This is a genomic window from Streptomyces sp. SCSIO 30461 (genome assembly GCF_037023745.1).
Taxonomy (GTDB): Bacteria; Actinomycetota; Actinomycetes; order Streptomycetales; family Streptomycetaceae; genus Streptomyces.
Genome location: NZ_CP146101.1, coordinates 7,856,027 through 7,882,655 on the forward strand (window position 1 = coordinate 7,856,027; position 26,629 = coordinate 7,882,655).

Sequence of the window (26,629 nt, forward strand, 5' to 3'; positions counted from 1 at the left end):
GTAGTGCCACGGGGCCGACCCGCACAGTCAGCGCGCACCACTGGCCAGCGGCGTTGGCCGAAGGTGCGCGGTCACTGGGGAGTCAGGGGCCGACCGGAGGCACTGCGTTCCCCGGGACGGCCGGGGTCCCTGCGCTGCCCGGGCACCCCGTGTACACCGGGGTATCCGCCGTGTCCCTGGCCGCCGTCGCCGGGGGGCGTCCGCAGGCCGTGCCCCGCGCGGCGTTCCAGGCGGTCGGCCCAGGCCTGGGCGTGTGCGTTGTGAGCCATGATCAGGTCGCGGGCCCTCCGTGCGTCGCCGCTGCCGACGGCGTCCGCGAGCTCGTCGTGCCCGCTCCACAGCCAGGTCCTCAGGTCGCTCTCGGCACGCAGGTGCGGCACGGCGAACACCCAGGCCTGTACGCGCAGCCTGTGCAGGAAGTCGGCGATGTAGACATTGCTCACGAGGGCGCCGAGCTCGCGCCAGAAGCGCACGTCGTAGCCGATGAGGATGTCCACGTCGGCGGCGCGGGCGGCCCGCGCGGCCTCCTCGGCCCGGCGCCTCACGGAGCCGAGGGCCGGTCCCGGCCCCAGATCGACGCGGGGGGCCCCGTCCCGGCGGAAGATGCCGTCCACGATGAGCGAGCGCGCCTCGACCATGCCGCGGAAGTCCTCGACCGAGAAGCGGTGCACCTGGAAACCGCGGTGCTGGATGGAGTCGAGCAGCCCCTGCGCGGTGAGGTCGACGAGCGCCTCTCTGACCGGCGTCGCCGACACCTCGTAGGTGGCGGCGATCTCCTTGACCGTGAACTCCTGCCCGGGCCGGAGGCGCCCCGCGAGCACCTCGTCACGGAGCGCATCCGCGATCTGCTGGCGCAGGGTGCTGCGCGTCACAGCTGCGCTCGCGGGCATGTCCTGGGTCCCCTCGGGTTGGTTCACGACACCTTAAGCCAGCCGGAGGGAACCCATCCGGTGTGCTTCGCCACGTGTGCGGCACGCGTGGCGAAGCGCGCACCGGTGCCGGGCGGGGCCGTCGGGTGCCGGGCCGTGCGGGCCGTGCGGCACGCGTGCCGGGCCGTGCGCCGCGCGTCCCTGGGTGTGTCCACCGTCGTCCCTCACGCGTACGAAGGACAGGGGCTCGGCAGCCCGGCCCGCCTCGCCCCGAGAAGCCCCGATGCCCACGGGGTGCGGGGCACTCCGCGGGCACCGGGGCGGGGGCTACACCGTGTGCTCGTCCGCCACCGAGAGGGCCGCGTCGAGGGCGGCGAGGCCCTCCTTGGCCTCGGCGTCGCTGATGTTGCAGGCGGGGACGGCGTGGGTGCGGTTCATGTTGATGAAGGGCCACAGGCCGTTCTTCTTGCAGGCCGCGCCGAAGGCCGCCATCGGCGCGTTCGCCTCGCCCGCCGCGTTGTACGGCACCAGCGGCTCGTGCGCCTCCTGGTCGCGTACGAGGTCCAGGGCCCAGAAGGCGCCCACACCGCGCACCTCGCCCACCGATGGGTGGCGGGCAGCCAGATCCCGCAGGCCGGGGCCGAGTACGGTCTCGCCCAGTTCGGCGGCGCGCTGCACGACCCGCTCGTCCTCCATCACCTGGATGGTCGCGACGGCGGCGGCGCAGGCCAGCGGGTGGCCCGAGTAGGTGAGCCCACCCGGGTACGGGCGCTTGTCGAAGGTCTCGGCGATCTCGGCGGAGATCGCGACGCCGCCCAGCGGCACATAGCCCGAGTTCACGCCCTTGGCGAAGGTCATCAGGTCGGGTACGACGTCGAAATGCTCGGCGGCGAACCATTTGCCGGTGCGCCCGAAGCCCGCCATCACCTCGTCAAGGATGAAGACGATGCCGTAGCGGTCGCAGATCTCCCGTACGCCCGCCAGGTAGCCCGTCGGCGGGATCATGATCCCGGCCGTGCCGGGGATGGTCTCCAGGATGATCGCGGCGATGGTCCCGGGACCCTCGAACGCGATCGTGTCCTCCAGGTGCTGGAGGGCCCGCGCGCACTCCTCCTCCTCCGTGCCGGCGTAGAAGGGCGAGCGGTAGAGGAACGGCGCCCAGAAGTGGACGACACCGGCGGAGGCGGTGTCGGAGGCCCAGCGGCGCGGGTCACCGGTCAGGTTGATCGCGGTGGACGTGGCGCCGTGGTAGGAGCGGTAGGCGGAGAGCACCTTGGCGCGGCCGGTGTGCAGCCGGGCCATGCGGACGGCGTTCTCGACGGCCTCGGCGCCGCCGTTGGTGAAGAAGATCTTGTCCAGGTCGCCCGGTGTGCGCTCGGCGATCAGGCGCGCGGCCTCGGAACGCACGTCGACGGCGAAGGCGGGCGCGAAGGTCGCCAGCTTCCCGGCCTGCTCCTGGATCGCGGCGACCACCTTCGGGTGCTGGTACCCGATGTTGGTGTAGACGAGGCCGCTGGTGAAGTCGAGGTAGCGGTTCCCGTCGTAGTCCCAGAAGTACGAACCCTCGGCGCCGGCGACGGCGAGCGGGTCGATCAGGCCCTGTGCGGACCAGGAGTGGAACACGTGGGCACGGTCGGCGGCCTTCACGGCCGCGCCTGCCTGCGGATCGGCATGAGGGGTCATAGCGGACAGCGTATGGAGCGGTTCAGGCCCGCGGACATGGCCACCCTGTATGGCCTCGGCCACTTTCATCGGCAGGGTGTCGTGTTCCCCGGGGCGGCACCCCTCGACCGTAATTGACAGCACGCTGTCGAAATGACAGGCTGCTGCCATGGAGACCAAGACCGTCCATCTCGCCGTGTACGACACCTTCGCCGACTGGGAGACGGGGCACGCCACCGCCTGGCTGGCCCGCACGGGCTTCACCGTCCGCACCGTGGGCCCTGCCACCGGACAGCCGGTGAACAGCATCGGAGGGCTACGCGTCCTGCCCGACCTGGCACTCGCGGACCTGCGGCCCGAGGACAGCGCGCTGCTGATACTGCCCGGGGCCGACCTGTGGGACGCTGACGACGCCTCAGGCGGCGGGCTCGCGCCGTTCGCCCGGAAGGCGAGGGAGTTCCTGGAAGCCGGGACACCCGTCGCCGCCATCTGCGGGGCGACTGCGGGACTCGCCCGCGAGGGGCTGCTCGACGACCGCCGGCACACGAGCGCGGTCTCGTTCTATCTCGCGGCCACCGGGTACGGGGGCGGCGAGAGGTACGCCGAGATCGACGCCGTGACCGACGGAGACCTGATCACCGCAGGCCCCACCGAGCCGGTCGCCTTCGCCCGCGAGATCCTCGGCAGGCTGGGCGCTTTCGACGCGGCCAGGCTGGACGCCTGGTTCCGGCTGTTCCACGACTCCGATCCCGCCGCGTTCGCCGAGCTCAACGCATGAGCGGCGAGCACAGGCGCCAGCAGTTGCTCAGCGCCACCGCGCTGAGCGTCTTCCGGCTGAACGGGCAGTTCCTCGCCGTCGCCGACGAACTGGCCCGCCCCGTCGGACTGACCGCCGCCTGGTGGCAGGTACTCGGCGCCGTACTGGACGAGCCTCTGCCCGTGTCCGGCATCGCCCGCACCATGGGCATCACTCGCCAGAGCGTGCAGCGGATCGCGGACCTCCTGGTCACCAACGGGCTCGCCGAGTACCTGCCCAACCCCGCACACCGGCGCGCCAAGCTGCTCCTCCCGACCGCCGAGGGCCGGGCCGCCATCGAGCGGATCGACCCCGGACACGCGGACCTCGCGACCCGCCTCGCCGCCGAGCTCGGTGATGCGACCTTCACGGAGACCGTGCGCGTACTGGAGCGACTGAGCGAGGCCATGGACACGCTGACACGCCACCCCACTGACCCGTCCGAGGGAATCTGACTCTCGACACCACGACACGCTCCTATTGTCCTATTTATGGCTTTTCTTGTGATTTGATGTGTCGCACTTCCGCCCCTTCCGGACTAGGGGCGTGACGGCCCGTCACACAAGAAGGAGAGCTACGTCGGATGTCTGAATCAGTGGGCACGGGTGCGGGTGCCGGTAAGAGCACCTCGCACCGTCCGAAGACGGCGGCGCTGAGCCGTCACTGGAAGGTTGCCGTTCTCGCCGCGGCCGGGTTCGCCACCATGGCGGCCACCACCACCATCGTCGGAATCCAGGACGCCGGAGCAGCCACGCAGGCCACGCCCGTCAAGGCCAGGACGGCGCCCGACGCCGCCCCGGCCGACGGCATGCCGAACGACGGCGAGCAAGGCGACTACTGGGCCAACGCCGGCAATCCCGACCACTCCGGCGAGGGCGGGGGAGGCAAGGGCGACGACTACTCCCACTCCTGGGGCAACAACGACTCGGGAGACAAGGGCGGCTACGGCGGCAAGGGAGACAAGGGGGGCTACGGCGACAAGGGAGACAAGGGCGGCTACGGCGACAAGGGGGGCTACGGCGACAAGGACTACGGAGGCAACGACCAGGACAAGGGCGGCGCCTCCAAGGGCAACGAAGGCAAGGGGAACGAAGGCAAGGGCAACGAAGGCAAGGAGAACGGCGGCCAGTCCAAGGGCAACGAAGGCAAGGACGACTACTCCGACAAGGGAGACAAGGGGGGCTACGACAAGGGGGGCTACGGCGACAAGGGCGGCTACGACAAGGGCGGCTACGACAAGGGGGGCTACGGCGACAAGGACTACGGAGGCAACGACCACGACAAGGGCGGCGACTGGGGCGGCAAGTCCGACAAGGACGACGACTACGGCGGCTACGGCGACAAGGGCGAAGGCCGCAGCGCCTCCAAGGGCAACGAAGGCAAGGAGAAGGGAGGCAAGGGCGACAGCTACGGCGACAAGGGCGGCAAGGGCGGTTATGACAAGGGCGACAAGGCCGGCCACGGCAAGAAGCAGGACAAGCGCGGTTGGTACGAGCGCAAGGTGGACTGCGACCCGAACGCCCTGATCGCGGCACTCGTCGACCTCAACAACAACACCGGTGGTTCGCTGCGCCTCGCCCCGAACTGCACCTACACCCTGACCGCCAGCACGGACGGCAGCGGCCTGCCGCAGATCATCCAGCCGATCAGCATTCACGGCAACGGATCCACCATCCAGCGCGCCGCCAATGCCGACCCGTTCCGCCTCTTCGACATCGGGTCCGGCGGCGAGCTCAAACTCAGCCACCTCATCCTCACCCGCGGCAAGACCGTCGAGGGAGAGGGCGGCGGCGCCGTCTGGGTCCGGTCGGGAGGGCTCCTCGAAACGGAGATGGTCGCCTTCGTCAACAACACCGTCGACAACATCGGCAGCGACAACGGTGGCGCCATCCTCAACGAGGGCATCACCAGGGTCAAGAAGACCACCTTCGAGGGCAACTCCGCCGAAGAAGGCTCAGCCATCTTCACCGATGACGCCGAGCTCGTGATGGACGACAGCAAGACCTACCGCAATATCGGCACGGACGGCTCCATCGAAACCGAGGGCGGTACCGCGACGATCACCAAGTCCGACATCAGCCACAACATCGGCGGTGGTGTCGAGTCCGACGGCGGCGTGACGGAGATCGAGAAGTCCCGGATCGCCTACAACACCGAGGACGACGGAAGCGGCGCCGGCATCGACCACGAGGACGGCGGACTCCTCGTACGCGGTTCCTACATCCACGACAACACAGCGACCGGCGAGGGCGGCGGCGCCCAGCTGTCGGACGAGGCGGTCTTCGAGGACAGCAAGATCACCGACAACGTCTCCACCGGGGACGGCACCCTCGTCAACGTCGGTGGTGGAGGCGGTCTCGCCATCGCGGAAAATGTCGACAAGGTCGCCCTGCGGCGTGTGAAGGTCGACGGCAACCAGGCACCGGCCAACGACGCCCAGGGCGGCGGCATCCTCGTAAACGAACTCAGCGTCCTCGACCTCACCGACGTCAAGGTGACCCGGAACATCTCCGACGAGGAAGCCGGCGGCATCCAGAACGACGGCGAGGTCACGACCCAGGGCAAGATCCGGATCATCGACAACGTCCCGACCAACTGCGAAGACAGCGGCAACCCGGTGCCGAACTGCTTCGGCTGATCCACCGTCACGACACCCACAACCGGACCGGGTGACCCGAGCGGCCACCCGCGATCCCCTCTCTCCCCGCCCCCGGCATCCGCGCCGGGGGCGGGCGCATACCCGTGAAACGCCGTATTAATTATCCTATTTATCTCTTTTCGCATGATCTACTGCACTTAGCTCCACTTCTTCCATACAGGGATACGACCGCACATCACACAGAAAGCGAGCACGCCGAATGCCTGCACCACAGGGCGCCCGAACCCGCCTCAAGACGGCGCCGCCGAGCCGTCACCGGAAGCTGACCGCCCTCATCGCGGCCGGACTCACCACCATCGTCGGCACCGCGACGACCGCCGGAGCCACCGAGGCCGGAAACCTCAAGTCCGAGGGCTCACCCGGGACTCCCGCCGCCACGACCGAGGGGCACACCGGCAAGGCAGACGAGGGCGGACACGGCAAGGGCAACCGCAAGGCAGACCACGATGGCACGGGAAGCAGGAGCGGCGAGGGCGACAAGGGCCGCCTTGACGAGTACGGCGGCCGCCATGGTGACCGCGATGGAACCCACGTGGAGTGTGATCCGAATGCCCTGGTCGCGGCGCTGGTCGGCCTGAATGCGAAGCGGGGTGGGGAGCTGGTCCTGGCGAAGGACTGCCTCTACACGCTGACCGCGAACCAGGACGACAACGGTCTGCCGGAGATCACCCAGCCGATCACGATCCACGGCAACGGTGCCACCATCCAGCGCGCCGCCAACGGGGACGACTTCCGGATCTTCGAGGTCGGAGTCGGTGGCGATCTGAAGCTCAGCCACCTCACCATCACCCGCGGCAAACTCGGCGACGGCAGCGAGGGCGGCGGTATCAGGGTGGCCGCGGCGGGCCGTCTCGACCTCGACCACGTCACCCTCGACCGCAACTCCACCGACCTCGAGAACTCGGACGGCGGTGCCGTCTACAACGAGGGCATCACCACCATCCGCCACAGCACCCTCAACAAGAACACGAGCGAGGACGGCGCCGCCGTCTACAACCAAGAGGGCAAGCTGGAGATCACCGACTCCAAGATCACCGGCAACATCAACGACCCCGACGACGGCTACGCCGCCCTCTTCAACGAAGGCGGAACGATCAAGGTCAAGAAGAGCCTGCTCTCCTACAACTACGGCAACTCGGGAGGCGCCCTCTACAACAGCTCCGGCGTCTCCGAGGTCGAGAAGAGCGCCCTCACGTACAACTTCGGCTACTACTACGGCGCCATCCACAGTGACGACTCGCTGTACGTCCGCGACAGCACGATCGCGTACAACACCGCGACCGACGGCGGCGGCGGCTCCGGTCTCCACTGGGCCGCGGCCTTCGACCGCACCAAGATCTACGGCAACGCCGTCACCAACGGCAGCGGCGGCGGCGCCAACGTGTCCACCGACGACGACAACCCCGTCGTGTTCCGGAACAGCAAGATCCACGACAACCAGGCACCCGGCAACGGCCAAAGCGGAGGCGGCATCTACATCAGCGACGGCACGGTCAACCTGACCGACACCAAGGTGACCGGCAACATCTCCGACGAGGAGGCCGGCGGCGTCCACAACGAGGGCACCGTCACCACCAACGGCAAGGTCAGGATCATCGACAACGTCCCCACCAACTGCCAGGCCACCGGGACCAACCCCGTCCCCAACTGCTTCGGCTGACCCCACCCGATCACCCTGCCCCCGGCGTCCACGCCGGGGGCAGGGCCATGTCCGGGTACGGAGCGCGACACTTCGAAACACCCAGATCCGATTGTCCGATTTTTGGCTTTTCATGTGTTTTGATTTGATCAGCTATCACCCTCTTTGCGATGTGGGGGTGTGACGGTCTGCCACACAGAAGGAGAGCCGGGTCGGATGTCTGAATCACAGAGCACGGGCGCGGACGAGTCGCGCCGGTCAGTGACGGCGGTGCTGAGCCGTCACTGGAAGTTGGCGGTACTCGCGGCGGCCGGTTTCGCGACGGTCGCGGCCACCACCACGTTCGCCGCTGTCAGCCACCGTGAGACGGCGGCCGGGGCGCGGCAGGCCACCGCGCCCGTGGACGGCAAGGGACTGCCGGCCGGCGGGGGCGACAGCGGAGGCAAGGGAGGCGAGGGCAAGGGCGACCACGGCAAGGGCGGAAAGGGTGGCCACGACAAGGGTGGCAAGGGCGATGACAAGAAACACGGACACAAGTACGGCCGCCATGGTGACCGCGATGGAACCCACGTGGAGTGTGATCCGAATGCCCTGGTCGCGGCGCTGGTCGGCCTGAATGCGAAGCGGGGTGGGGAGCTGGTCCTGGCGAAGGACTGCCTCTACACGCTGACCGCGAACCAGGACGACAACGGTCTGCCGGAGATCACCCAGCCGATCACCATCCACGGCAACGGTGCCACCATCCAGCGCGCCGCCAACGGGGACGACTTCCGGATCTTCGACGTCGGAGTCGGTGGCGATCTGAAGCTCAGCCACCTCACCATCACCCGCGGCAAACTCGGCAACGGCGAGGGCGGCGGTATCAGGGTGGCCGCGGCGGGTCGTCTCGACCTCGACCACGTCACCCTCGACCGCAACTCCACCGACCTCGGGAACTCGGACGGCGGTGCCGTCTACAACGAGGGCATCACCACCATCCGCCACAGCACCCTCAACAAGAACACGAGCGAAGACGGCGCTGCCGTCTACAACCAAGAGGGCAAGCTGGAGATCACCGACTCCAAGATCACCGGCAACATCAACGACCCCAACGACGGCTACGCAGCCCTCTTCAACGACGGCGGCACGATCAAGGTCAAGAAGAGCCTGCTCTCCTACAACTACGGCTACTTCGGAGGCGCCCTCTACAACGCCTCCGGCGTCTCCGAGGTCGAGAAGAGCGCCCTCACGTACAACTTCGCCTACTACGGCGGCGGCATCTACACCGATGACCCGCTGTACGTCCGCGACAGCACGATCGCGTACAACACCGCGAGCACCGACGGCGGTGGCGGCCTCAACCTGAATGACGCGGCGGTGATCGACAACACCAAGATCTACGGCAACGCCGTCACCGACTTCTACGGCGGCGGTGTCTACGTGGCGACCAACGACGCCAACCCCGTCGTGTTCCGGAACAGCAAGATCCATGACAACCAGGCACCCGGCAACGGCTACAGCGGAGGCGGCATCTACATCGGCAATGGCACGGTCAATCTGACCGACACCAAGGTGACCGGCAACATCTCCGACGATGAAGCCGGCGGCGTCCACAACGAGGGCACCGTCACCACCAACGGCAAGGTCAGAATCATCGACAACGTCCCCACCAACTGCCAGGCCACCGGGACCAACCCCGTCCCCAACTGCTTCGGCTGACCCCACCCGATCACCCTGCCCCCGGCGTCCACGCCGGGGGCAGGGCCATGTCCGGGTACGGAGCGCGACACTTCGAAACACCCAGATCCGATTGTCCGATTTTTGGCTTTTCATGTGTTTTGATTTGATCAGCTATCACCCTCTTTGCGATGTGGGGGTGTGACGGTCTGCCACACAGAAGGAGAGCCGGGTCGGATGTCTGAATCACAGAGCACGGGCGCGGACGGCGGCGCGGGCGAGCCGCGCCAGTCGTTGACGGCGGCGCTGAGCCGTCACTGGAAGGTGACGGTTCTGGCGGCGGGCTTCGCCACGGTGGCGGCCACCACGACGATGGCGGTCGTCCATGACGCACGGTCGACGTCCGCTGCCGCAGACGCCAAAGGTGCCGCGGTGAGCGGTGAGGGCGGGCGGACCGGGGACAAGGGCGACCGAGGCGGCAAGGACGGCCACGGGAAAGGCCGCACGAGTGGCCGTGACAGGGATGGTCACGGCAGCGGCAAGCACAGTCGCCCCTCCCATGACGCCACTTATGTGGAGTGTGATCCGAATGCCCTGGTCGCGGCGCTGGTCGGCCTGAATGCGAAGCGGGGTGGGGAGCTGGTCCTGGCGAAGGACTGCCTCTACACGCTGACCGCGAACCAGGACGACAACGGTCTGCCGGAGATCACCCAGCCGATCACCATCCACGGCAACGGTGCCACCATCCAGCGCGCCGCCAACGGGGACGACTTCCGGATCTTCGACGTCGGAGTCGGTGGCGATCTGAAGCTCAGCCACCTCACGATCACCCGCGGCAAACTCGGCCAGTTCGGCGAGGGCGGCGGTATCAGGGTGGCCGCGGCGGGCCGTCTCGACCTCGACCACGTCACCCTCGACCGCAACTCCACCAACCTCGAGCTCTCGAACGGCGGTGCCATCTACAACGAGGGCATCACCACCATCCGCCACAGCACCCTCAGCAAGAACACGGGCGAGGACGGCGCCGCCGTCTACAACGAAGCAGGCAAGCTGGAGATCACCGACTCCAAGATCACCGGCAACATCAGCGACCCCAACGACGGCTACACCGCCCTCTTCAACGACGGCGGCACGATCAAGGTCAAGAAGAGCCTGCTCTCCTACAACTACGGCTACGTGGGAGGCGCCCTCTACAACAGCTCCGGCGTCTCCGAGGTCGAGAAGAGCGCCGTCGTGCACAACTTCGCCTACTACGGCGGTGGCATCCACAGCTATGACCCGCTGTACGTCCGCGACAGCACGATCGCGTACAACACCGCGAGCAGCGGCGGCGGTGGCGGCCTCGGCCTGAACAACGCGGCGGTGATCGACAACACCAAGATCTACGGCAATGTCGCGACCGATAACGACGGCGGTGGTGTCTACGTGTTCACCGACGACGACAACCCCGTCGTGTTCCGGAACAGCAAGATCCACGACAACCAGGCACCCGGCAACGGCCAAAGCGGAGGCGGCATCTACATCAGCGACGGCACGGTCAACCTGACCGACACCAAGGTGACCGGCAACATCTCCGACGAGGAGGCCGGCGGCGTCCACAACGAGGGCACCGTCACCACCAACGGCAAGGTCAGAATCATCGACAACGTCCCCACCAACTGCCAGGCCACCGGGACCAACCCCGTCCCCAACTGCTTCGGCTGACCCCATCCACCGGCAGGGGCGGCCCACCGGCCGCCCCGGCCCCCGAACCGCCCGCCCCCGGCTCCCCTCACCGGGGGCGGGCGCATGTCCGGGCCTATGCGCCGGCCGTGTCCGCCCGGAGCCTCGGCCCGGCCTCCACCAGCGACCCCATGGCGTACTCCAGCGCCTGCGTGAACCGCGTTTCGCGCAGCCGGCGTTCCGCCTCGGACCCGTCCACTGCCACGTAGAGCTGCAGGAAGGCGGGCGTCGCCGGCCGGCCCTTCGGGCTGTCGAAGCCCATCACCTTGGCCTCGCCGATACGCAGTTCGACATGGCCGATCGCACCGTCCGGCGTCTCGAAGCGCCCCGGCTCCTCAGCGCCGAAAGCGGGCTGGACGTAGTCGGTGAGGCCTGCCGTGTCCTTGCAGATGATCCACGGTGTGACGGTGCTGTATCCCTCGGGAACCGGTTGGACGGCCATGATCGTCTCCTTGTGTCAGGGGAAGGCAGCGAGAACGACAGCAGGCCGGATACGGGTCAACTCCTGTCCTCGTTTCCCGCGTTCGCAGAAGAGGGGGACCACGTATGAACGTCACGCTCGCCGAGGAGATAGCACTGCTCTCGCTGGACGACGAGTCCGGCGAGGCGAGAAGCCGCCAGTCCGCGGGCTGGGCGGTGGCCGGTGCGCTGCTGCTGGAGCTGGTCATGGCGGGACGCATCGCGGTCGCGGACGGGCGGCTCAGTGTCACCGACACGACCCCGACCGGTGTCCCGCTGCTCGACGGGCGGTTGGAGCTGCTCGCCACCTGGGCGAACCGGGGTGGCAGGCGCCGGGTCGCCGACTGGCTGACCAAGGACCAGTCGAAGGCCGTGTCCGCCACGATCGAGAGCCTGTGCGCCCGGGGTCTGGTGGTCGAGGAGCGACGCAAGGCGCTCGGGATCTTCCCGGTGCGCCGCTATCCGGAGGCGGACGGCACGGTCGAGCGGGAGCTGCGGGCGCGACTGGCGGACGTGGTGCTCCAGGGAGCCGTGCCCGATGCCCGCACCTCGGGTCTGATCGCATTGCTCCAGGGCGCCGAACTGCACGGGATCTCCTTCCCCGGAGTGCCGAAGAAGCAGGTCGGGCCGCGGATGACGGAGATCGCGTCCGGCCAGTGGGCGGGGGACAGCCTGCGCGAGGCCATCCGCAACATGCAGGCGGCGATGGTGGCGATCACGACGACGGTCGTGGTGACCGCGCTGACCTGACGCCGCCGGGTCAGCGACGCCACCAGCGCAGGGTCAGATACCCGGCCTGCCTCGGATCCGGCTCCACCTGTGTCCCGTAGGCGCGCCCGGCCCGGCTGAGCACCTCGCACAGCCAGGCGCGGTCGGCGGCGGAGGCGTGCTCCAGCCGCATCCGCCGGGCGCGCAGGGGCGCGATGCGCAGCTCGGTCAGCTCGCCGGTGTCCGGGGCGAGCACGGGGAAGTACATCAGCCGAAGGTCGGCGCGGTAGCGCTCGTAGCCGGGGATGCCCTCGTAGTCGTCGACCAGGTCGCCGCAGCCGTAGAGGATCAGCTTGCCCCGGTACACCTGGATGGGCCTGGGATGGTGGGACGAGTGGCCGTGGACGAGGTCCACGCCGCCGTCCACCAGTCGGCGGGCGAACGCGGCCTGGCTCCCCGAGACCCCGAAGCCCCAGTTCGATCCCCAGTGGATCGAGACCACGGTCAGATCGCCGTCCTCGCGCACGGCCTCAAGGCGCCGCGCGAGGGCGTCGGCGCTGCGGGCGGAGAGGTCGGGCACGAAGTCGACTCCCGGTCTGTCCTCCCCCGCCGCCCAGCGGGACGGGACCCCGGCCGACGCCATCGCGCAGGACAGTACGAGCACCCGGCCGCGGCCGTCACCCGTGTCGGCGGCGGCGGGGCGGCGTGCCGCCGCCGCGTCCCGTCCGGCTCCCGCCGGGCCGAGACCGGCGCGGCTGAGCACGTCCACGGTCTCCTCCAGGCCGCGGCGCCCGAAGTCGAGGACGTGGTTGTTCGCCAGGGCGCAGACATCCGGCCGGACGGTGGCGAGCAGCGGGAGGTTGTCGGGGTGCATGCGGTAGGCGACGGCCTTGCCGGGCGCGAAGTCGTCGCTGGTGGTGACGCTGCTCTCCAGGTCGATGACGCGTACGTCGGGGCGCACGGCATCGAGGATCTCCAGGGCGTCTCCCCAGGGCCAGGAGTAGTCCACGGGCTGGGGAATTCCGCCGTTGACGGCCTCCGCGAGGGCCACGTAGTCGCGGGCGTCGCGTATGCGTTCCTCGCGCAGGGCGGGATCTCCGGGGTGCGGCAGTATCTGGTCGACGCCCCGGCCCGACATGACGTCGCCGCTGAGGAACAGCGTGACGGGGGCAGCCAGGGCCATGGTGCATATTTTCGCACCATCATCATTTTCCCGCCGGATGGGAAATACGGCTCGATCGATTCAGGAAAGCGGTCTCAGCACTTCGGACGCCGCCGACCGCAGCAGCAGCGGATGCACGAACCGGTGCGCTTCGGCCGGGGGAAAGCGCCATGACAGCGGCCAGGTGTGGCCTTTGAGAGCCGGCACCGGCACGAAACTGATGCAGCCGGGCGCCGAGTTGAAGCGGGTCACCCCGCGCGGCCAGACCCGGTGCGACGTGCTGCCCACGGGGAGCAGGAAGTAGACGCCCTGCCGCCCGTTGGCCTCCATGACCACCGGGCCAGGGTCGCCGCCCGTCAGCTCCCCGACGAGGTCGGCGAGATCGCGGCCCTGGTCCCCGTCGACGCGCACCGCGTCGAATTGGACGCCTGCTTTTCGCAGCTGGAATCCGCGTTCGGGGACCCAGCCGATCCGGATGTGGCGAGTTTCTGCAATCACGTATCCAGTCTGACGCTTCCCCGTTAGCGTTTTCCGTGACACGGCCGAGGTGTGGTGAGTTGGTTGAACAGCGCAAACACGCCTTGATTCGGGTCGAATTCGGCGTGGCCCGGTAGTGACCGGTTGAGTCCGGTCGAGGCGAACGGTGATCGGTATGGCACGCGCGGAGAACAAGGAAACGGCGGGTTCGGCGACACGTCTGGTCGCCGAGATGATGCGCAAGCTGCGGCTGCGGGCCAAGCTCACCCAGCCGCAGCTCGGCGAGCGGATCGGGTATTCGGGGGCAGCGATCAGCGCGGCGGAGACCTGCGCTCAGGCCCCGAGCGACGAGATGCTGGTGGGGCTGGAGCGCGAGATCGGGGACGGCCTCGGCTTCTTCGAGGAGGCGCGGGAGCATGTCCGGCGGGAGAAGTATCCGAAGCAGTTCCAGGACTATTCGGGTCTTGAGCAGAAGGCGGTCGGGCTGCATCTGTACTCGACTCTGGTCGTGCACGGGTTGTTCCAGACCCCGGAGTACGCTCGGGCGCTGATCGGCGGGGGTTTTCCACCGCTGCCGGAGCAGCGGGTGGAGGAGCTGGTCGAGGCGCGGACGGCACGGCAGGTGCTGTTCGACCGGCAGCCGGTGCCCCTGATCGAGCTGGTCCTTGAGGAGTCGGTGTTACGGCGCACCATCGGCGGCGCGGGGATCATGCGCGACCAGCTGCTGTTCCTGGCGAAGTGCGCCCGGCGGCGCAATGTGACCCTGCAGGTGCTGCCGCTGGACGCGGGGATCGGCGGCGAGCACGCGGGCGACAACGGCGATCTGAACCTGCTGGAGACCCCGGAGCATGACCACCTGGTCTATCTGGAGATCCAGTTCGAGAGCCTGCTGATCAACGACCCCGCAAAGGTCAGTACGTTCGCCCAGCGATATGCGAAGATCCGGGCACAGGCCCTGGGCCCTCGTGAATCGCTGGGCCTTATCGAGCAGTTGGCAGGAGAGCAGAGATGAACGACAGCCTGCACTGGTTCAAGTCCAGCTACAGCGGCAGCGGCGGCGGCGAATGCGTCGAGGTGGCCTTCGACTGGCGCACGTCCTCCTACAGCGACTCCAGCGGCGGTAACTGCGTCGAGGTCGCCGCCTGCCCCCACTCCGTGCGTGTCCGCGACTCCAAGGTCAGCGACGGCCCCGTCTTCTCCGTGGACACCTCGGCCTGGTCGGCCTTCCTCTCCTGGCAGAGCTGAGCCGAGAGCTGAGCCGACCGCCCGGGCTCGTCACAGCCGCCTCGTCCGTTCCGTCAGAGGAGTACCAGTGGAACGGACGGGGAGAGTGTGCGCGATGAACGACGGCGAGTACCTGGCGGAGCGCTTCGAGGCCCATCGGAGCCAGCTGCGGGCGGTGGCCTACCGGATGCTCGGCTCGCTCAGCGAGGCCGAGGACGCCGTCCAGGAGGCCTGGCTGAAGCTCAGCCGCTCGGACACCAGCGAGGTCGCGAACCTCGGCGGCTGGCTGACCACCGTGGTCGGCCGGGTGTGCCTGGACATGCTGCGCTCCCGCACCTCCCGGCGGGAAGACCCGCTCGACGTGTATCTGCCCGACCCCGTGGTCAGCAGCATCGAGGGCACCGACCCCGAGCAGCAGGCCCTGGTCGCCGACTCGGTCGGGCTGGCCCTGCTCGTCGTGCTGGAGGCGCTGCCACCCGCCGAGCGGCTGGCGTTCGTGCTGCACGACATGTTCGCCGTGCCCTTCGACGAGATCGCGCCGATGGTGGGCCGCACCCCCGCCGCAGCGCGCCAGCTCGCCAGCCGCGCCCGGCGGCGCGTCCAGGGTGCGGCCCCGGCCCCTGACGCCGACCTCACCCGTCAGCGTGAAGTCGTGGACGCCTTCCTCACCGCCTCACGCGGTGGTGACTTCGACGCCCTGCTGTCCCTGCTCGACCCGGACATCGAGCTGCGCGTGGACGGCGGTGCGATGCCGGCCCCCGAGGGCACCTCGAAGCTGGTGCGCGGGGCGCACGCGGTGGCCAGCCAGGCGTTCATGTACCGCAGCTTCTCGCCGTTCGCCCGGCTCGCGCTCGTCAACGGCGCCCCGGGGCTGGTCACGGTGCCCGAGGGCGGCACCGCGGCCGCCGTGATGGCCTTCACCGTCGGTCCGCACGGCAAGGTGGTCCGGCTGGACATCCTTGCCGACCCCGACCGGCTGACGGGCATCGATGTGACACTGCTGGACACCTGAGCTGCACTCGGACATGCGCCCGCCCCCGGTGAGGGGAGCCGGGGGCGGGCGGTTCGGGGGCCGGGGCGGCCGGTGGGCAGCCCCTGCCGGTGGGTGGGATCAGCCGAAGCAGTTGGGGACGGGGTTGGTCCCGGTGGCCTGGCAGTTGGTGGGGACGTTGTCGATGATCCTGACCTTGCCGTTGGTGGTGACGGTGCCCTCGTTGTGGACGCCGCCGGCCTCCTCGTCGGAGATGTTGCCGGTCACCTTGGTGTCGGTCAGGTTGACCGTGCCGTTGTCGATGTAGATGCCGCCTCCGCTTTGGCCGTTGCCGGGTGCCTGGTTGTCGTGGATCTTGCTGTTCCGGAACACGACGGGGTTGTCGTCGCTGGTGAACACGTAGACACCGCCGCCGTCGCTATCGGTCGCGACATTGCCGTAGATCTTGGTGTTGTCGATCACCGCCGCGTTGTTCAGGCCGAGGCCGCCACCGCCGCCGCTGCTCGCGGTGTTGTACGCGATCGTGCTGTCGCGGACGTACAGCGAGTCATCGGTGTAGATACCACCGCCGCCGTAGGCGAAGTTGTGCACGACGGCGCTCTTCTCGACCTCGGAGACGCCGGAGGCGTTGTAGAGGGCGCCTCCCGCGTTGCCGTAGTTGTAGGAGAGCAGGCTCTTCTTGACCTTGATCGTGCCGCCGTCGTTGAAGAGGGCGGCGTAGCCGTCGTTGGGGTCGCTGATGTTGCCGGTGATCTTGGAGTCGGTGATCTCCAGCTTGCCCTCTTCGTTGTAGACGGCGGCGCCGTCCTCGCCCGTGTTCTTGCTGAGGGTGCTGTGGCGGATGGTGGTGATGCCCTGGTTGTAGATGGCACCGCCGTCCGAGTTCTCGAGGTTGGTGGAGTTGCGGTCGAGGGTGACGTGGTCGAGGTCGAGACGGCCCGCCGCGGCCACCCTGATACCGCCGCCCTCGCTCCCTTGAGAGCTGAGTTTGCCGCGGGTGATCGTGAGGTGGCTGAGCTTCAGATCGCCACCGACTCCGACCTCGAAGATCCGGAAGTCGTCCCCGTTGGCGGCGCGCTGGATGGTGGCACCGTTGCCGTGGATCGTGATCGGCTGGGTGATCTCCGGCAGACCGTTGTCGTCCTGGTTCGCCGTCAGCGTGTAGAGGCAGTCCTTCGCCAGGACCAGCTCCCCACCCCGCTCCGCATTCAGATCCACCAGGTTGGCGATCAGGTCGTTCGGGTCGCATTCCACATGCGTGGCGTCGGCATCGCCGTGGTGGCCGTACTTCTGTCCGTGTTTCTTGCCATCGCCCTTGCCACCCTTGTCGTGGCCGCCCTTTCCGCCCTTGCCGTGGTCGCCCTTGCCCTCGCCTCCCTTGCCTCCGCTGTCGCCCCCGCCGGCCGGCAGTCCCTTGCCGTCCACGGGCGCGGTGGCCTGCCGCGCCCCGGCCGCCGTCTCACGGTGGCTGACAGCGGCGAACGTGGTGGTGGCCGCGACCGTCGCGAAACCGGCCGCCGCGAGTACGGCCAACTTCCAGTGACGGCTCAGCACCGCCGTCACTGACCGGCGCGACTCGTCCGCGCTCGCGTCGGCGCCTGTGTCCTGTGCTTCAGACATACGACGTAGCTCTCCTTCTGTGTGACAAGCCGTCAGTTGCTTCTGAATAGGGGAAGTAAGCCAGATCAAATCACACGAAAAGCCAAAAATAGGACAATCAGCTGTCGGCGTTTCGCCGTGTCACCTCTTCGGAGTCAGCGCATCCGAACATGCGTCCGCCCCCGGCGTGGGGAGCCGGGGGCGGACGCAGTCCGAGGCCGTGCGTGGTGGCTGCGGTCAGCCGAAGCAGTCGGGGACGGGGTTGGTCCCGGTGGCCTGGCAGTTGGTGGGGACGTTGTCGATGATTCTGACCTTGCCGTTGGTGGTGACGGTGCCGTTGTTCTGGACGCCGCCGGCCTCCCGGTCGGAGATGTTGCCGGTCACCTTGGTGTCGGTCAGATTGACCCTGCCACCGCTACTGATGGAGATACCGCCACCCGACAACCCGTTGCCGGGTGCCTGGTTGTCGTGGATCTCGCTGTTCCGGAACACCACGGTGTTGCCGGCGTTGGCGACGTGGGCACCACCGCCCTCGCTGTCGATCGCGACATTGCCGTAGATCCTGGTGTTCTCGATCACCGCGGCATCGTTCAGGATGAGGCCGCCGCCATCGGCAGCCACGGTGTTGTGGGCCACGGTGCTGTCGCGCACGTATACCGGGTCGTCGACATAGATGCCACCGCCGTAGTAGCCGAAGTTGTACGTGAAGGCGCTCTTCTCGACCTCGGCCACGCCCTCTCTGTTGTAGAGGCCGCCGCCGTAGTAGCCGTAGTTGTAGGAGAGCAGGCTCTTCTTGACCTTGGTCGTTCCGTTCTCGTTGTAGAGGGCGGGGTAGCCGAGGTCGGGGTCGTTGATGTTGCCGGTGATCTTGGAGTCGCTGATCTCCAGCTTGCCTGCTTGGTTGTAGACGGCGGCACCGTCCTCGCTCGTGTTCTTGTTGAGGGTGCTGTCGCGGATGGTGGTGACGCCCTCGTTGTAGACGGCACCGCCGTCCGAGTTCTCGAGGTCGGTGGAGTTGCGGTCGAGGGTGACGTGGTCGAGGTCGAGACGACCCGCCGCGGCCACCCTGATACCGCCACCCTCGCCCCCGTCGCCGAGCTTGCCGCGGGTGATCGTGAGGTGGCTGAGCTTCAGATCGCCACCCACGCCGACCTCGAAGACCCGGAAGTCGTCCCCGTTGGCGGCGCGCTGGATGGTGGCACCGTTGCCGTGAATGGCGATCGGCTGAGTGATCTCCGGCAGACCGTTGTCGTCCTGGTTCGCGGTCAGCGTGTAGAGGCAGTCCTTCGCCAGCACCAGCTCCCCACCCCGCTCCGCATTCAGATCCACCAGGTTGGCGATCAGGTCGTTCGGATCACACTCCACATGCGTGGCGTCGGCGCCGCCGTGGTGACCGCCGTATTCGCCGTCGCCTTTGGCGTGGCCACCCTTGCCACCCCTGTCGTGATCGCGCTTGCCTTCGACACCCTCACCCTTACCCCCTCCGTCACCGGCAGGCATGCCTTTGCCGTCCGCAGCAGTCGCAACCGACCCCGCATCGGGCTGCCCGGAGTGCGCGACCGCGGCGATCGTCGTGGCGGCCGTCACGGTGGCGCAACCGGCCGCCGCGAGTACGGCCAACTTCCAGTGACGGCTCAGCATCGCCGCCACGTGTGATTGGGACATCGATGTAGCTCTCCTTCTGTGTGACAGGCCGTCATGCCCCGGACCTTCGGGGTGAAAGTGAGCACATCGAATCACATGAAAACACAAATATAGGACAATAAGCTATCCATAGAGTGTTGAGCGACGTCACCGCCGCTTCGTCGGAGTCCAGGTCCACGTTGACCCCACCGCCGGTCGCTTCGCCCCCGGTGACGGCATTGTCGATGGTCCTGGTGCCCACGATCGAAGCCGGCTCTGTCAGGTCGAGACCGCCGCCGTTGTCACCTGCGGTGTTGCCCTCGATGAGGCTGTCGCGCAGATAGAGCGAGCTGCTGGGGTTGCTCTCGATGCCACCGCCCTCATCGGCCGCGAAGTCGCGGGCGAAGGTGCTCTCCTCGATTTCCAGCACGCCGTCGTTGTGCGCACCACCGCCGTCTTCACCGGTGTTGTCGCCGACCGGGCTTCTGCGGACCTTCATGCTCCCGTCGTTGTGCAGAGCGGCGAATCCGTCGTCAGGTCAGCCGTGTTGCCGGTGGTCTCGCCGTTCTCGATCTCGGCCCTGCCACCGTCGCCGTAGACGGCAGCACCGTCCTCACCGGCGTTGCGACGTCGAAGAGGCGGAACTGCTCCGCGTTCGCAGCCCGCTCGATCGTCGCACCCTGCCCGAAGATCGAAATCGGCTGGGTGATCCTCGGCAACCCACTGCCATCCAGATACGCCGTCAGCGTGTAGGCGCAGTCCTTCGCCAGAACCAGACTCCCCCGTCAGGACGACCTGGCCGGACCCACGACGTCGGCCTGACGGAGCTCCTCCAGCAGCTCGGTCTGACCCGCGAGCAGTTCGGTGAGGATTCTGCGGGCCGCCCGCAGCAGCTCGGCCACATCCCCGCCGGCCAAGGCGTAGCTCACGGTGGCACCGTCCCGGATGGAGACGACGATCCCGGAGCGGCGCAGCACGGCCAGCTGCTGGGACAGGCTGGACGGCTCGATCTCGATGTCGTCCAGCAGGTCGCGTACGGGGACGGGACCGTGCTGAAGGAGCTCCAGGACCCGAATGCGCACCGGGTGCCCAAGCATGCGAAAGAACTCGGCCTTGGCCTGGTAGAGCGGGACCTGCATGTCGAAATCACTCCTGGGCGGGGCGTGTCGTGCGCACCATCCTCCAGCCTCCCGGCCCCGCGCACTCAGGGGTTTGCCCTGATATGGATGTGCCCATGTGGCGACTTGAAGAAATTTTCACATCATGGGCATGCGGGGGCCGGGAGGAGAGGGGCTCTGCTAGATCTCGAGTTCGGCTTCGATGCGCCTGAGCTGGTGTCGGGCCATGGCCAGGTTGGAATTGCCCTTGTCCAGCACCAGATAGAGGAAGAGGCCGTTGCCTCCGCGCCCCCTGAGCAGCCGGATGAGGTGGTACTGGCCGCCGAGGGTGATCAGGACGTCCTCGATGTCGTCGTTGAGACCGAGGTGCTCCATGGTGCGGACCTTGGCGCGGATCACATCGGTGTTGCCCGCCGCCGCCACCGCCAGGTCCAGATCCTTGCCTCCGCCCAGGGTGCCCAGCGCCATTCCGCTGGTGTAGTCGACGAGAGCAACCCCTAAGGCGCCCTCGATCATCGTCATCGTCTCCTTGAGGGAGACCTCAACGTTTGCCATTCCGGTCCTGCTCCTCGTCATCCTCGTCACAGTGGTGCTCGGGCATCGCACATCCGTGCCCGCTCCGTCACGACGAAGCTACGCACTGTGCGCGGGCTGTGGAGAAGAACAGCGATTACCCGTCCGGAACCCGAGGGCGCGGGATAGAATCCGCCGCCCACACCCCGGCCCGCACACGAAAGTGCCCCGGAACCCTTGGGTCCCGGGGCACACTCACCTGCCCGTCGCGTCTCGGCCCCCTACAGGAACGAGTTGATCTCGATGGTCTCGGTACGGCCGGGGCCGACGCCGATCGCCGAGATCGGGGCGCCGGACATCTCCTCCAGCGCCTTCACATAGGCCTGCGCGTTCTTCGGCAGATCCGCGAAGGACTTGGCCTTGGTGATGTCCTCGGACCAGCCCGGGAGGTACTCGTACACCGGCTTCGCGTGGTGGAAGTCCGTCTGGGAGTACGGCAGCTCCTCGACGCGCCGACCGTCGATCTCGTACGCCACACACACCGGGATCTGCTCCCAGCCGGTGAGCACGTCCAGCTTGGTGAGGAAGAAGTCGGTGAGGCCGTTGACCCGGGTCGCGTAGCGCGCGATCACCGCGTCGAACCAGCCGCAACGCCGGTCACGACCGGTGGTCACACCGCGCTCGCCACCGATACGGCGCAGCGCCTCGCCGTCCTCGTCGAAGAGCTCGGTCGGGAACGGACCGGCGCCGACACGGGTCGTGTACGCCTTGAGGATGCCGATGACCCGGCTGATCTTGGTCGGTCCCACACCCGCGCCGGTGCAGGCACCCCCCGCCGTCGGGTTGGACGAGGTGACGAAGGGGTACGTGCCGTGGTCGACGTCGAGCAGGGTGCCCTGGCCGCCCTCGAAGAGCACGACCTTGCCGTCGTCCAGCGCGTTGTTCAGGATCAGCGTGGTGTCGGCGACATACGGCCTGATCTTGTCGGCGTAGTCGAGCAGTTCCTCGACCACGCGCTCCGCCTCGATGGCGCGGCGGTTGAAGACCTTGGCGAGCAGCTGGTTCTTCTGCTCGAGCGCCGCCTCGACCTTCTGCATCAGGATCGACTCGTCGTACAGGTCCTGGACCCGGATACCGACGCGGTTGATCTTGTCAGCGTAGGTGGGGCCGATGCCACGGCCGGTCGTGCCGATCTTCCGCTTCCCGAGGAACCGTTCCGTCACCTTGTCGACGGTGACGTTGTACGAGGTGATGAGATGGGCGTTACCGCTGATCAGGAGCTTGGACGTGTCGACGCCGCGCTCGTTCAGCCCGCTCAGCTCGGAGAGCAGGACAGCGGGGTCGACCACGACACCGTTGCCGATGACCGGGGTACATCCCGGCGAAAGGATTCCGGAAGGGAGGAGGTGGAGCGCATACTTCTGGTCGCCGACCACCACAGTGTGGCCGGCGTTGTTACCACCCTGGTAACGCACCACATAGTCCACGGATCCACCGAGGAGGTCGGTGGCCTTTCCCTTGCCTTCGTCACCCCACTGAGCACCGAGCAGCACAAGTGCGGGCACAGGCGTACACCCCTTCCGGGCGGGGCATGTCCAGAGTCGGGGGCCTGAGCCGCCGACCGGTGTTTGCCCCGGAATAGACGAAGCCCCTGGCGCAATAGCGCAAGGGGCTCTTGCACAAAGATGCTACCCGAGGAAGGACCGAGGTGTCGGCTCACGACCAGCTCTTGGTGGTCATCGACCCGGTCGCCCGCCGTTTTGACGGCGAGTCCGTTCGTATCGTGAAAGATGTGCTGTGCGCGGGCGCAGACGTGAAGATCTGCCTTCCGGACGGGCCCGGTGACTTCGCCCGCAACCTGGAACGCAGGGGCGCCCGGCGGTCTGTCGTGGTCGGTGACGACCGCGCGCTGATGCGCGCCGTGTCGGCCCTGCACCGAGCACGCGGGCTCGCGGACGAGGCGCTGTCGGTGGTACCGGTCGGGGACAGGGCGTCGGTGGAGCTGGCGCGTTCACTGGGAGTGCCGATGGGACCGGTGGCGGCGGCCCGCGCGGTGCTGGACGGCACGGCACGTGAGCTGGACCTGCTGGTGGACGACAGCGACGGTGTCGTGCTCGGGGCGGTACGCATCCCTGCCACGATGTCGCGCATCTCCCCCACCGCGGGCATTCCCGGCTCGGCGTCGGTCTGGGACGCCTGCCGCTCTCTGGTGCGCACCCTCGTCCGGCCCGCACCGCTGCCCCTGCCATCGCCGAGACCGAGCGTCGGACGGCTGCGGGTCGAGGCGGACGGGGTGCTGCTGCACGATCTGGACGAGCCGGTCGAGGACGTAAGGGTACGGGCCGGGGACGGCGCTGCCGAGGTCATCGTCCGCGGCACCGTGGGCGAGGACCCGATGCGGGTCCTCGCCGAGGTGGTGACGGTTTCCGGTCCGGACTTCCGCTATCGCGCCGACACAAGGATCACGGGGCCGGTGCGCAAGCGGACCTGGACGGTACGGGCCGGCGCGTGGGCGCTGACGCTTCCGGCGCAGTGAGGCGGCGCGGCCGAGCGGCACCGGCGCACCGCAGTGCCGCAGTGCCGCAGTGCCGCAGTGCCGCAGTGCCGCAGTGGGACGGTCAGGCGACGTCCTCTTCGATGCGCACCGGCATCAGCAGTGAGAACGTGTGCTCCGTGTCGGGGCGGCGGATCGCCAGGGGCGCGGTCGGACCACCCAGCTCCAGGACCAGACGGTCCCGGTCCCCGGCAGCCAGCGCCTGAAGCAGGAAGTCGCGGTTGACCCCGATGTGGTGGGCGGGCCGCTGCCCGGCGTCCTCGCCCTCCCCGGACACAGCGAGAGCACCCTCAGCCGTCAGCGAGAGAACGGTGAGGTCGAAGGACACTCCGTCCTGTGCACGCACCTCGCCGGCGCGGACCGGTCCGCCCTCGACCGCCGCCCGCAGTGCGGTGGTGTCGGTCTCGACACGGCGTCCGGCAGGCAGGCGAACCAGGCGGCGGTAATCGGGGAAGTCCTGGCCGAGGCTCCGGCCACTCGTCTGGCGGTCGGCGGTCTCCAGGGTGATCCCCTCGCCGTCGATGGTGAGCCGGGCGGTTGCGGCACTGTCACCACCGGCGCCGTCGCCATCACCGCTGTCGCCGAGCAGCGCTCGCATCGCGTCCACCAACGCGGACGGGACGATGGCATGGGCTCGGGCAGCGCCACCGCCGTCGCCCGCGGCACACGAAACCGCCAGGCGGTAGCGGTCGGTCGCGACGACCCGCAGCTCGCCCCCGTCGATGTCGAACAGCACTCCGGCGAGCATCGGCAGCGCCGGATCGGTACCGGCCGCGAACCGTACGGCGTCCAACGCCGCCGCCAGCTCGGCGGCGGCGACGGAGATGCCGGCCGCGGTGTTGTGTACAGAGGTGGTCATCGGACTCTCCTCGATGTCGATCAGATCTCGGACCGTGGAGAACTCGCGGCGGGCATCGGACAAGCCCCGTTCCAGACGGCGCAGATGCCCTTCGAGCAGCCCACGCACCAGTCCGTGGTCCCCGCCGGCCCAGGCGGCCAGGACCAGCCGGATGTCCGTCAGCGGCATCCCCGCCCCGCGCAGGCGGGCAAGCAGCCGGGCCTCGTCCAGCTGGCCGGGGTCGTACCACCGGTAGCCGCTGAACGGGTCCACCTGTGCCGGGACCAGCACCCCCGAGCGGTCGTAGAACCGCAGGGCGCTGACGGTCAGACCGCTGTCCCGCGCCAGTTCGCCGATGCTGCGCATCTCGTTCTCCACACCCGGAACTCTGGGCCCTCGACAAGGTGCAGGGTCAACGGGACCAGCGGGGCCGGACGAGTCAGGACGCACCGAAGACGCGCTCGCGGTGTTCGCGCCAGCGGCGCATCATCCCGGCCAGCTCGCCCTCCATGAACTCGAAGAACTCCAGCGTCTCGGCGAGCCTGCGCCCGGCCGGAGTGGTCGCACCGAAGTCGGCGACGCCGTCGCGGAAGGTGTGCTCCCAGCGCTTGAGCACGTTGTCCCGGTTGGCCAGCGCCTCGTACCACTGGTTGCTGTGCACGCGGTAGCGGTCACGGCGGGAGCCCGGTTCGCGTTCCCGGGAGACCATGTTGACCTGGGAGAGGTAGCGGATCGCTCCGGAGACCGCAGCGGGGCTGACTTTCAGCTGCTCGCTCAGCTCGGCCGAGGTCAGCACGCCCGCGTCGCTGGAGAGGATCGCCGCGAAGACCCGGGCGGGCATCCGGGTCATGCCCGCCTCGACCAGCTGCGCGGCGAAGCGCTCGACGAAGTCGGACACCACCTGCCGGTCGTGTGCCCGTGGATCGGCCGGGTCAGTCCGGCCCATCCAGTCGGATGTCTGACCGCTTCGGTCGCTTCGGTCGGTCACCACCGGATCAACTCCCCTGCTCACCGCCTCACCACAGCTGCGCCAAGTTTATATGCTTCCTTAACTTCACAATTTTGTGAAACCATCGGACGGCGGCCGGCTCAGAGCTCGACCAGCAGCTCCCGTACCCCCCTGATCACGAACCCCGGCTTCCATTCCGGCTCAGCCGCCATCCGCATCCCCGGCGCCTCGCGCAGCAGCTCCCGGAAGGACGCGGACAGTTCGATCCGGGCGAGCGGAGCGCCCAGGCAGTAGTGGATACCGGCGCCGAACGAGACATGCGAGTTGTCCGGCCGGGTGAGGTCCAGCTCATCGGCTCGCTCGAAACGCGCCGGGTCGCGATTGGCCGAACCGAAGAGCAGAGCCAGTTCGGAACCACGGGGAATGGTGGTCCCGTCGATCTCGATGTCGTCGAGCACCCAGCGTTCGAAGAGCTGCAGCGGGGTGTCGTACCGCATCAGCTCCTCCACGGCTGTGGACAGCCGCGAGTGGTCGGCGCGGAGTCCGGCCAGCTGCTCCGGGTGGCGGAAGAGGGTCCACCAGCCGTTCGCGGTGGTGTTGACGGTGGCCTCGTGCCCCGCGTTCAGCAGCAGCACACAGGTGGAGACCATCTCCTGTTCGCTGAGCCGGTCGCCTTCGTCGTACGCCGCGATCAGCGCCGAGATCAGGTCGTCGCCCGGGGCCTTGCGCCGCTCGGCGATCAGCCCCCGCAGATAGCCGGAGAACTCGACCGAGGCCCTGACGGCGCGCGCCGCCGTCTCGTCCGTCGGATTCAGCTCGTACATCCCGCAGATATCCGCCGACCAGGGCCTCAGTAGGGGGCGATCCGACTCCGGGATTCCCAGCATCTCCGCGATGACCGCCACCGGCAGCGGCTCCGCGACCTCGGCGAGCAGATCGCCACCACCCTGCTTCACCAGTCGTCCCACCAACTCGGCGGCGAGCCGCCGCACCGTGGGCTCCAGCGCCTGCACCGTCCTGGGTGTGAACGCCTTGGTCACCAGACGTCGGATCCGGGTGTGGTCGGGGGCCTCCAGATCCAGCAGCCCGTGGTCGTTCAGCGTATGGAACGGCTCATGGGCGGCCGGCGGAACGGGACGACCGAACTCCTCGTGGGTGAAGCGGTGCAGATACGTCCGCCCGAGGCGCCGGTCACGCAGCAGCGCCGAGACGTCCGCGTAGTGCGGCACCAGCCACTGCCGTGTCGGCTCGAACCAGTGCACCCGCCCGGCGGCTCGAAGCTCCGCGTACGCCGGGTAGGGGTCGGCCGCGAAGGCGGGGGACCAGGGGGCGAAGCCGGAGGTGGCGTGCGGTGAAGAGGCGGGGGCGTCCATGGAGGGACGCTAGGGTCAGCGGACGTGGTTCTTCAAGA

25 protein-coding genes are annotated in these 26,629 nt (G+C 68.3%); 11 read left to right on the forward strand and 14 right to left on the reverse strand.

Going from position 1 to position 26,629, the window contains the following annotated elements:
- Positions 1-71 precede the first annotated feature (71 nt).
- Positions 72-890 carry a GntR family transcriptional regulator gene (locus tag V1460_RS35235; RefSeq protein WP_338678359.1) on the reverse strand — a complete coding sequence of 273 codons (819 nt, stop codon included), beginning with the start codon at positions 888-890 and terminating at the stop codon, positions 72-74.
- 306 nt (positions 891-1,196) lie between these two features.
- Entirely contained in the window at positions 1,197-2,552 is a 1,356-nt protein-coding gene (locus V1460_RS35240; RefSeq protein WP_338677644.1) for an aspartate aminotransferase family protein, read from the reverse strand.
- A 148-nt stretch (positions 2,553-2,700) separates the two neighbouring features.
- Here V1460_RS35240 and V1460_RS35245 point away from each other — a divergent pair, with 148 nt between their 5' ends.
- The 6 genes from V1460_RS35245 to V1460_RS35270 all read left to right on the forward strand — a co-directional run bounded on the left by V1460_RS35245 (position 2,701) and on the right by V1460_RS35270 (position 10,985).
- On the forward strand, positions 2,701-3,309 hold the full coding sequence (locus tag V1460_RS35245; RefSeq protein WP_338677645.1) for a DJ-1/PfpI family protein: 609 nt from the start codon (positions 2,701-2,703) through the stop codon (positions 3,307-3,309).
- Positions 3,306-3,782: a MarR family winged helix-turn-helix transcriptional regulator gene (locus V1460_RS35250; protein ID WP_338677646.1), complete on the forward strand. Its 477-nt coding sequence runs from the start codon at positions 3,306-3,308 to the stop codon at positions 3,780-3,782. Before V1460_RS35245 ends, V1460_RS35250 begins: the two co-directional genes overlap by 4 nt.
- A gap of 128 nt (positions 3,783-3,910) precedes the next feature.
- Complete coding sequence (locus V1460_RS35255) at positions 3,911-5,965, forward strand: right-handed parallel beta-helix repeat-containing protein (protein WP_338677647.1); 2,055 nt, start codon at positions 3,911-3,913, stop codon at positions 5,963-5,965.
- 220 nt (positions 5,966-6,185) lie between these two features.
- The gene (locus V1460_RS35260; RefSeq protein ID WP_338677648.1) at positions 6,186-7,646 is read left to right on the forward strand and encodes a right-handed parallel beta-helix repeat-containing protein; all 1,461 of its coding nucleotides are present in this window, start codon (positions 6,186-6,188) and stop codon (positions 7,644-7,646) included.
- Positions 7,647-7,841: 195 nt separating this feature from the next.
- A complete protein-coding gene (locus V1460_RS35265) occupies positions 7,842-9,323 on the forward strand; it encodes a right-handed parallel beta-helix repeat-containing protein (protein ID WP_338677649.1) in 1,482 nt (493 codons plus the stop codon).
- A gap of 195 nt (positions 9,324-9,518) precedes the next feature.
- Positions 9,519-10,985, forward strand: coding sequence for a right-handed parallel beta-helix repeat-containing protein (locus tag V1460_RS35270; RefSeq protein ID WP_338677650.1), 1,467 nt, complete (start codon positions 9,519-9,521; stop codon positions 10,983-10,985).
- Positions 10,986-11,079: 94 nt separating this feature from the next.
- Here the strand turns inward: V1460_RS35270 and V1460_RS35275 are convergent, their stop codons facing one another.
- Positions 11,080-11,445 carry a hypothetical protein gene (locus V1460_RS35275; RefSeq protein WP_338677651.1) on the reverse strand — a complete coding sequence of 122 codons (366 nt, stop codon included), beginning with the start codon at positions 11,443-11,445 and terminating at the stop codon, positions 11,080-11,082.
- Positions 11,446-11,549: 104 nt separating this feature from the next.
- Here V1460_RS35275 and V1460_RS35280 point away from each other — a divergent pair, with 104 nt between their 5' ends.
- Positions 11,550-12,212 (forward strand): GPP34 family phosphoprotein, encoded by a 663-nt coding sequence (locus V1460_RS35280; RefSeq protein WP_338677652.1) that lies wholly within the window; start codon positions 11,550-11,552, stop codon positions 12,210-12,212.
- Between the two features lie 10 nt (positions 12,213-12,222).
- Here the strand turns inward: V1460_RS35280 and V1460_RS35285 are convergent, their stop codons facing one another.
- Both V1460_RS35285 and V1460_RS35290 read right to left on the reverse strand, forming a co-directional pair.
- Positions 12,223-13,353, reverse strand: a complete 1,131-nt coding sequence (locus V1460_RS35285) for a CapA family protein (RefSeq protein ID WP_338677654.1) — start codon at positions 13,351-13,353, stop codon at positions 12,223-12,225.
- A gap of 60 nt (positions 13,354-13,413) precedes the next feature.
- Positions 13,414-13,830, reverse strand: coding sequence for a hypothetical protein (locus V1460_RS35290; RefSeq protein WP_338677655.1), 417 nt, complete (start codon positions 13,828-13,830; stop codon positions 13,414-13,416).
- Between the two features lie 154 nt (positions 13,831-13,984).
- Between V1460_RS35290 and V1460_RS35295 the strand changes: the two genes are divergently transcribed.
- The 3 genes from V1460_RS35295 to V1460_RS35305 all read left to right on the forward strand — a co-directional run bounded on the left by V1460_RS35295 (position 13,985) and on the right by V1460_RS35305 (position 16,045).
- Positions 13,985-14,821, forward strand: a complete 837-nt coding sequence (locus tag V1460_RS35295; protein WP_338677656.1) for a helix-turn-helix transcriptional regulator — start codon at positions 13,985-13,987, stop codon at positions 14,819-14,821.
- On the forward strand, positions 14,818-15,054 hold the full coding sequence (locus V1460_RS35300; RefSeq protein WP_338677657.1) for a DUF397 domain-containing protein: 237 nt from the start codon (positions 14,818-14,820) through the stop codon (positions 15,052-15,054). Before V1460_RS35295 ends, V1460_RS35300 begins: the two co-directional genes overlap by 4 nt.
- 94 nt (positions 15,055-15,148) lie before the next feature.
- A complete protein-coding gene (locus tag V1460_RS35305; protein ID WP_338677658.1) occupies positions 15,149-16,045 on the forward strand; it encodes a sigma-70 family RNA polymerase sigma factor in 897 nt (298 codons plus the stop codon).
- Between the two features lie 99 nt (positions 16,046-16,144).
- On the opposite strand, the gene V1460_RS35310 is transcribed toward V1460_RS35305, so the two are convergent.
- The 6 genes from V1460_RS35310 to V1460_RS35335 all read right to left on the reverse strand — a co-directional run bounded on the left by V1460_RS35310 (position 16,145) and on the right by V1460_RS35335 (position 22,442).
- Positions 16,145-17,644, reverse strand: coding sequence for a right-handed parallel beta-helix repeat-containing protein (locus tag V1460_RS35310; protein ID WP_338677659.1), 1,500 nt, complete (start codon positions 17,642-17,644; stop codon positions 16,145-16,147).
- A gap of 216 nt (positions 17,645-17,860) precedes the next feature.
- Positions 17,861-19,288 (reverse strand): right-handed parallel beta-helix repeat-containing protein, encoded by a 1,428-nt coding sequence (locus V1460_RS35315; protein ID WP_338677660.1) that lies wholly within the window; start codon positions 19,286-19,288, stop codon positions 17,861-17,863.
- Positions 19,289-19,319: 31 nt separating this feature from the next.
- Entirely contained in the window at positions 19,320-19,745 is a 426-nt protein-coding gene (locus V1460_RS35320) for a hypothetical protein (RefSeq protein ID WP_338677661.1), read from the reverse strand.
- Positions 19,746-20,031: 286 nt separating this feature from the next.
- The gene (locus tag V1460_RS35325; RefSeq protein ID WP_338677662.1) at positions 20,032-20,385 is read right to left on the reverse strand and encodes a metalloregulator ArsR/SmtB family transcription factor; all 354 of its coding nucleotides are present in this window, start codon (positions 20,383-20,385) and stop codon (positions 20,032-20,034) included.
- 159 nt (positions 20,386-20,544) lie between these two features.
- The gene (locus V1460_RS35330; RefSeq protein WP_338677663.1) at positions 20,545-20,919 is read right to left on the reverse strand and encodes a hypothetical protein; all 375 of its coding nucleotides are present in this window, start codon (positions 20,917-20,919) and stop codon (positions 20,545-20,547) included.
- A 239-nt stretch (positions 20,920-21,158) separates the two neighbouring features.
- Positions 21,159-22,442, reverse strand: a complete 1,284-nt coding sequence (locus V1460_RS35335) for an adenylosuccinate synthase (RefSeq protein WP_338677665.1) — start codon at positions 22,440-22,442, stop codon at positions 21,159-21,161.
- Between the two features lie 143 nt (positions 22,443-22,585).
- Here V1460_RS35335 and V1460_RS35340 point away from each other — a divergent pair, with 143 nt between their 5' ends.
- A complete protein-coding gene (locus tag V1460_RS35340) occupies positions 22,586-23,413 on the forward strand; it encodes a diacylglycerol kinase (RefSeq protein WP_338677666.1) in 828 nt (275 codons plus the stop codon).
- Positions 23,414-23,495: 82 nt separating this feature from the next.
- On the opposite strand, the gene V1460_RS35345 is transcribed toward V1460_RS35340, so the two are convergent.
- From V1460_RS35345 to V1460_RS35355, 3 genes are all read right to left on the reverse strand, one after another.
- Entirely contained in the window at positions 23,496-24,647 is a 1,152-nt protein-coding gene (locus tag V1460_RS35345; RefSeq protein ID WP_338677667.1) for a MerR family transcriptional regulator, read from the reverse strand.
- Between the two features lie 61 nt (positions 24,648-24,708).
- A complete protein-coding gene (locus V1460_RS35350; RefSeq protein ID WP_338677668.1) occupies positions 24,709-25,215 on the reverse strand; it encodes a MarR family transcriptional regulator in 507 nt (168 codons plus the stop codon).
- 143 nt (positions 25,216-25,358) lie between these two features.
- Positions 25,359-26,591 carry a cytochrome P450 gene (locus V1460_RS35355; RefSeq protein ID WP_338677669.1) on the reverse strand — a complete coding sequence of 411 codons (1,233 nt, stop codon included), beginning with the start codon at positions 26,589-26,591 and terminating at the stop codon, positions 25,359-25,361.
- Positions 26,592-26,629 lie beyond the last annotated feature (38 nt).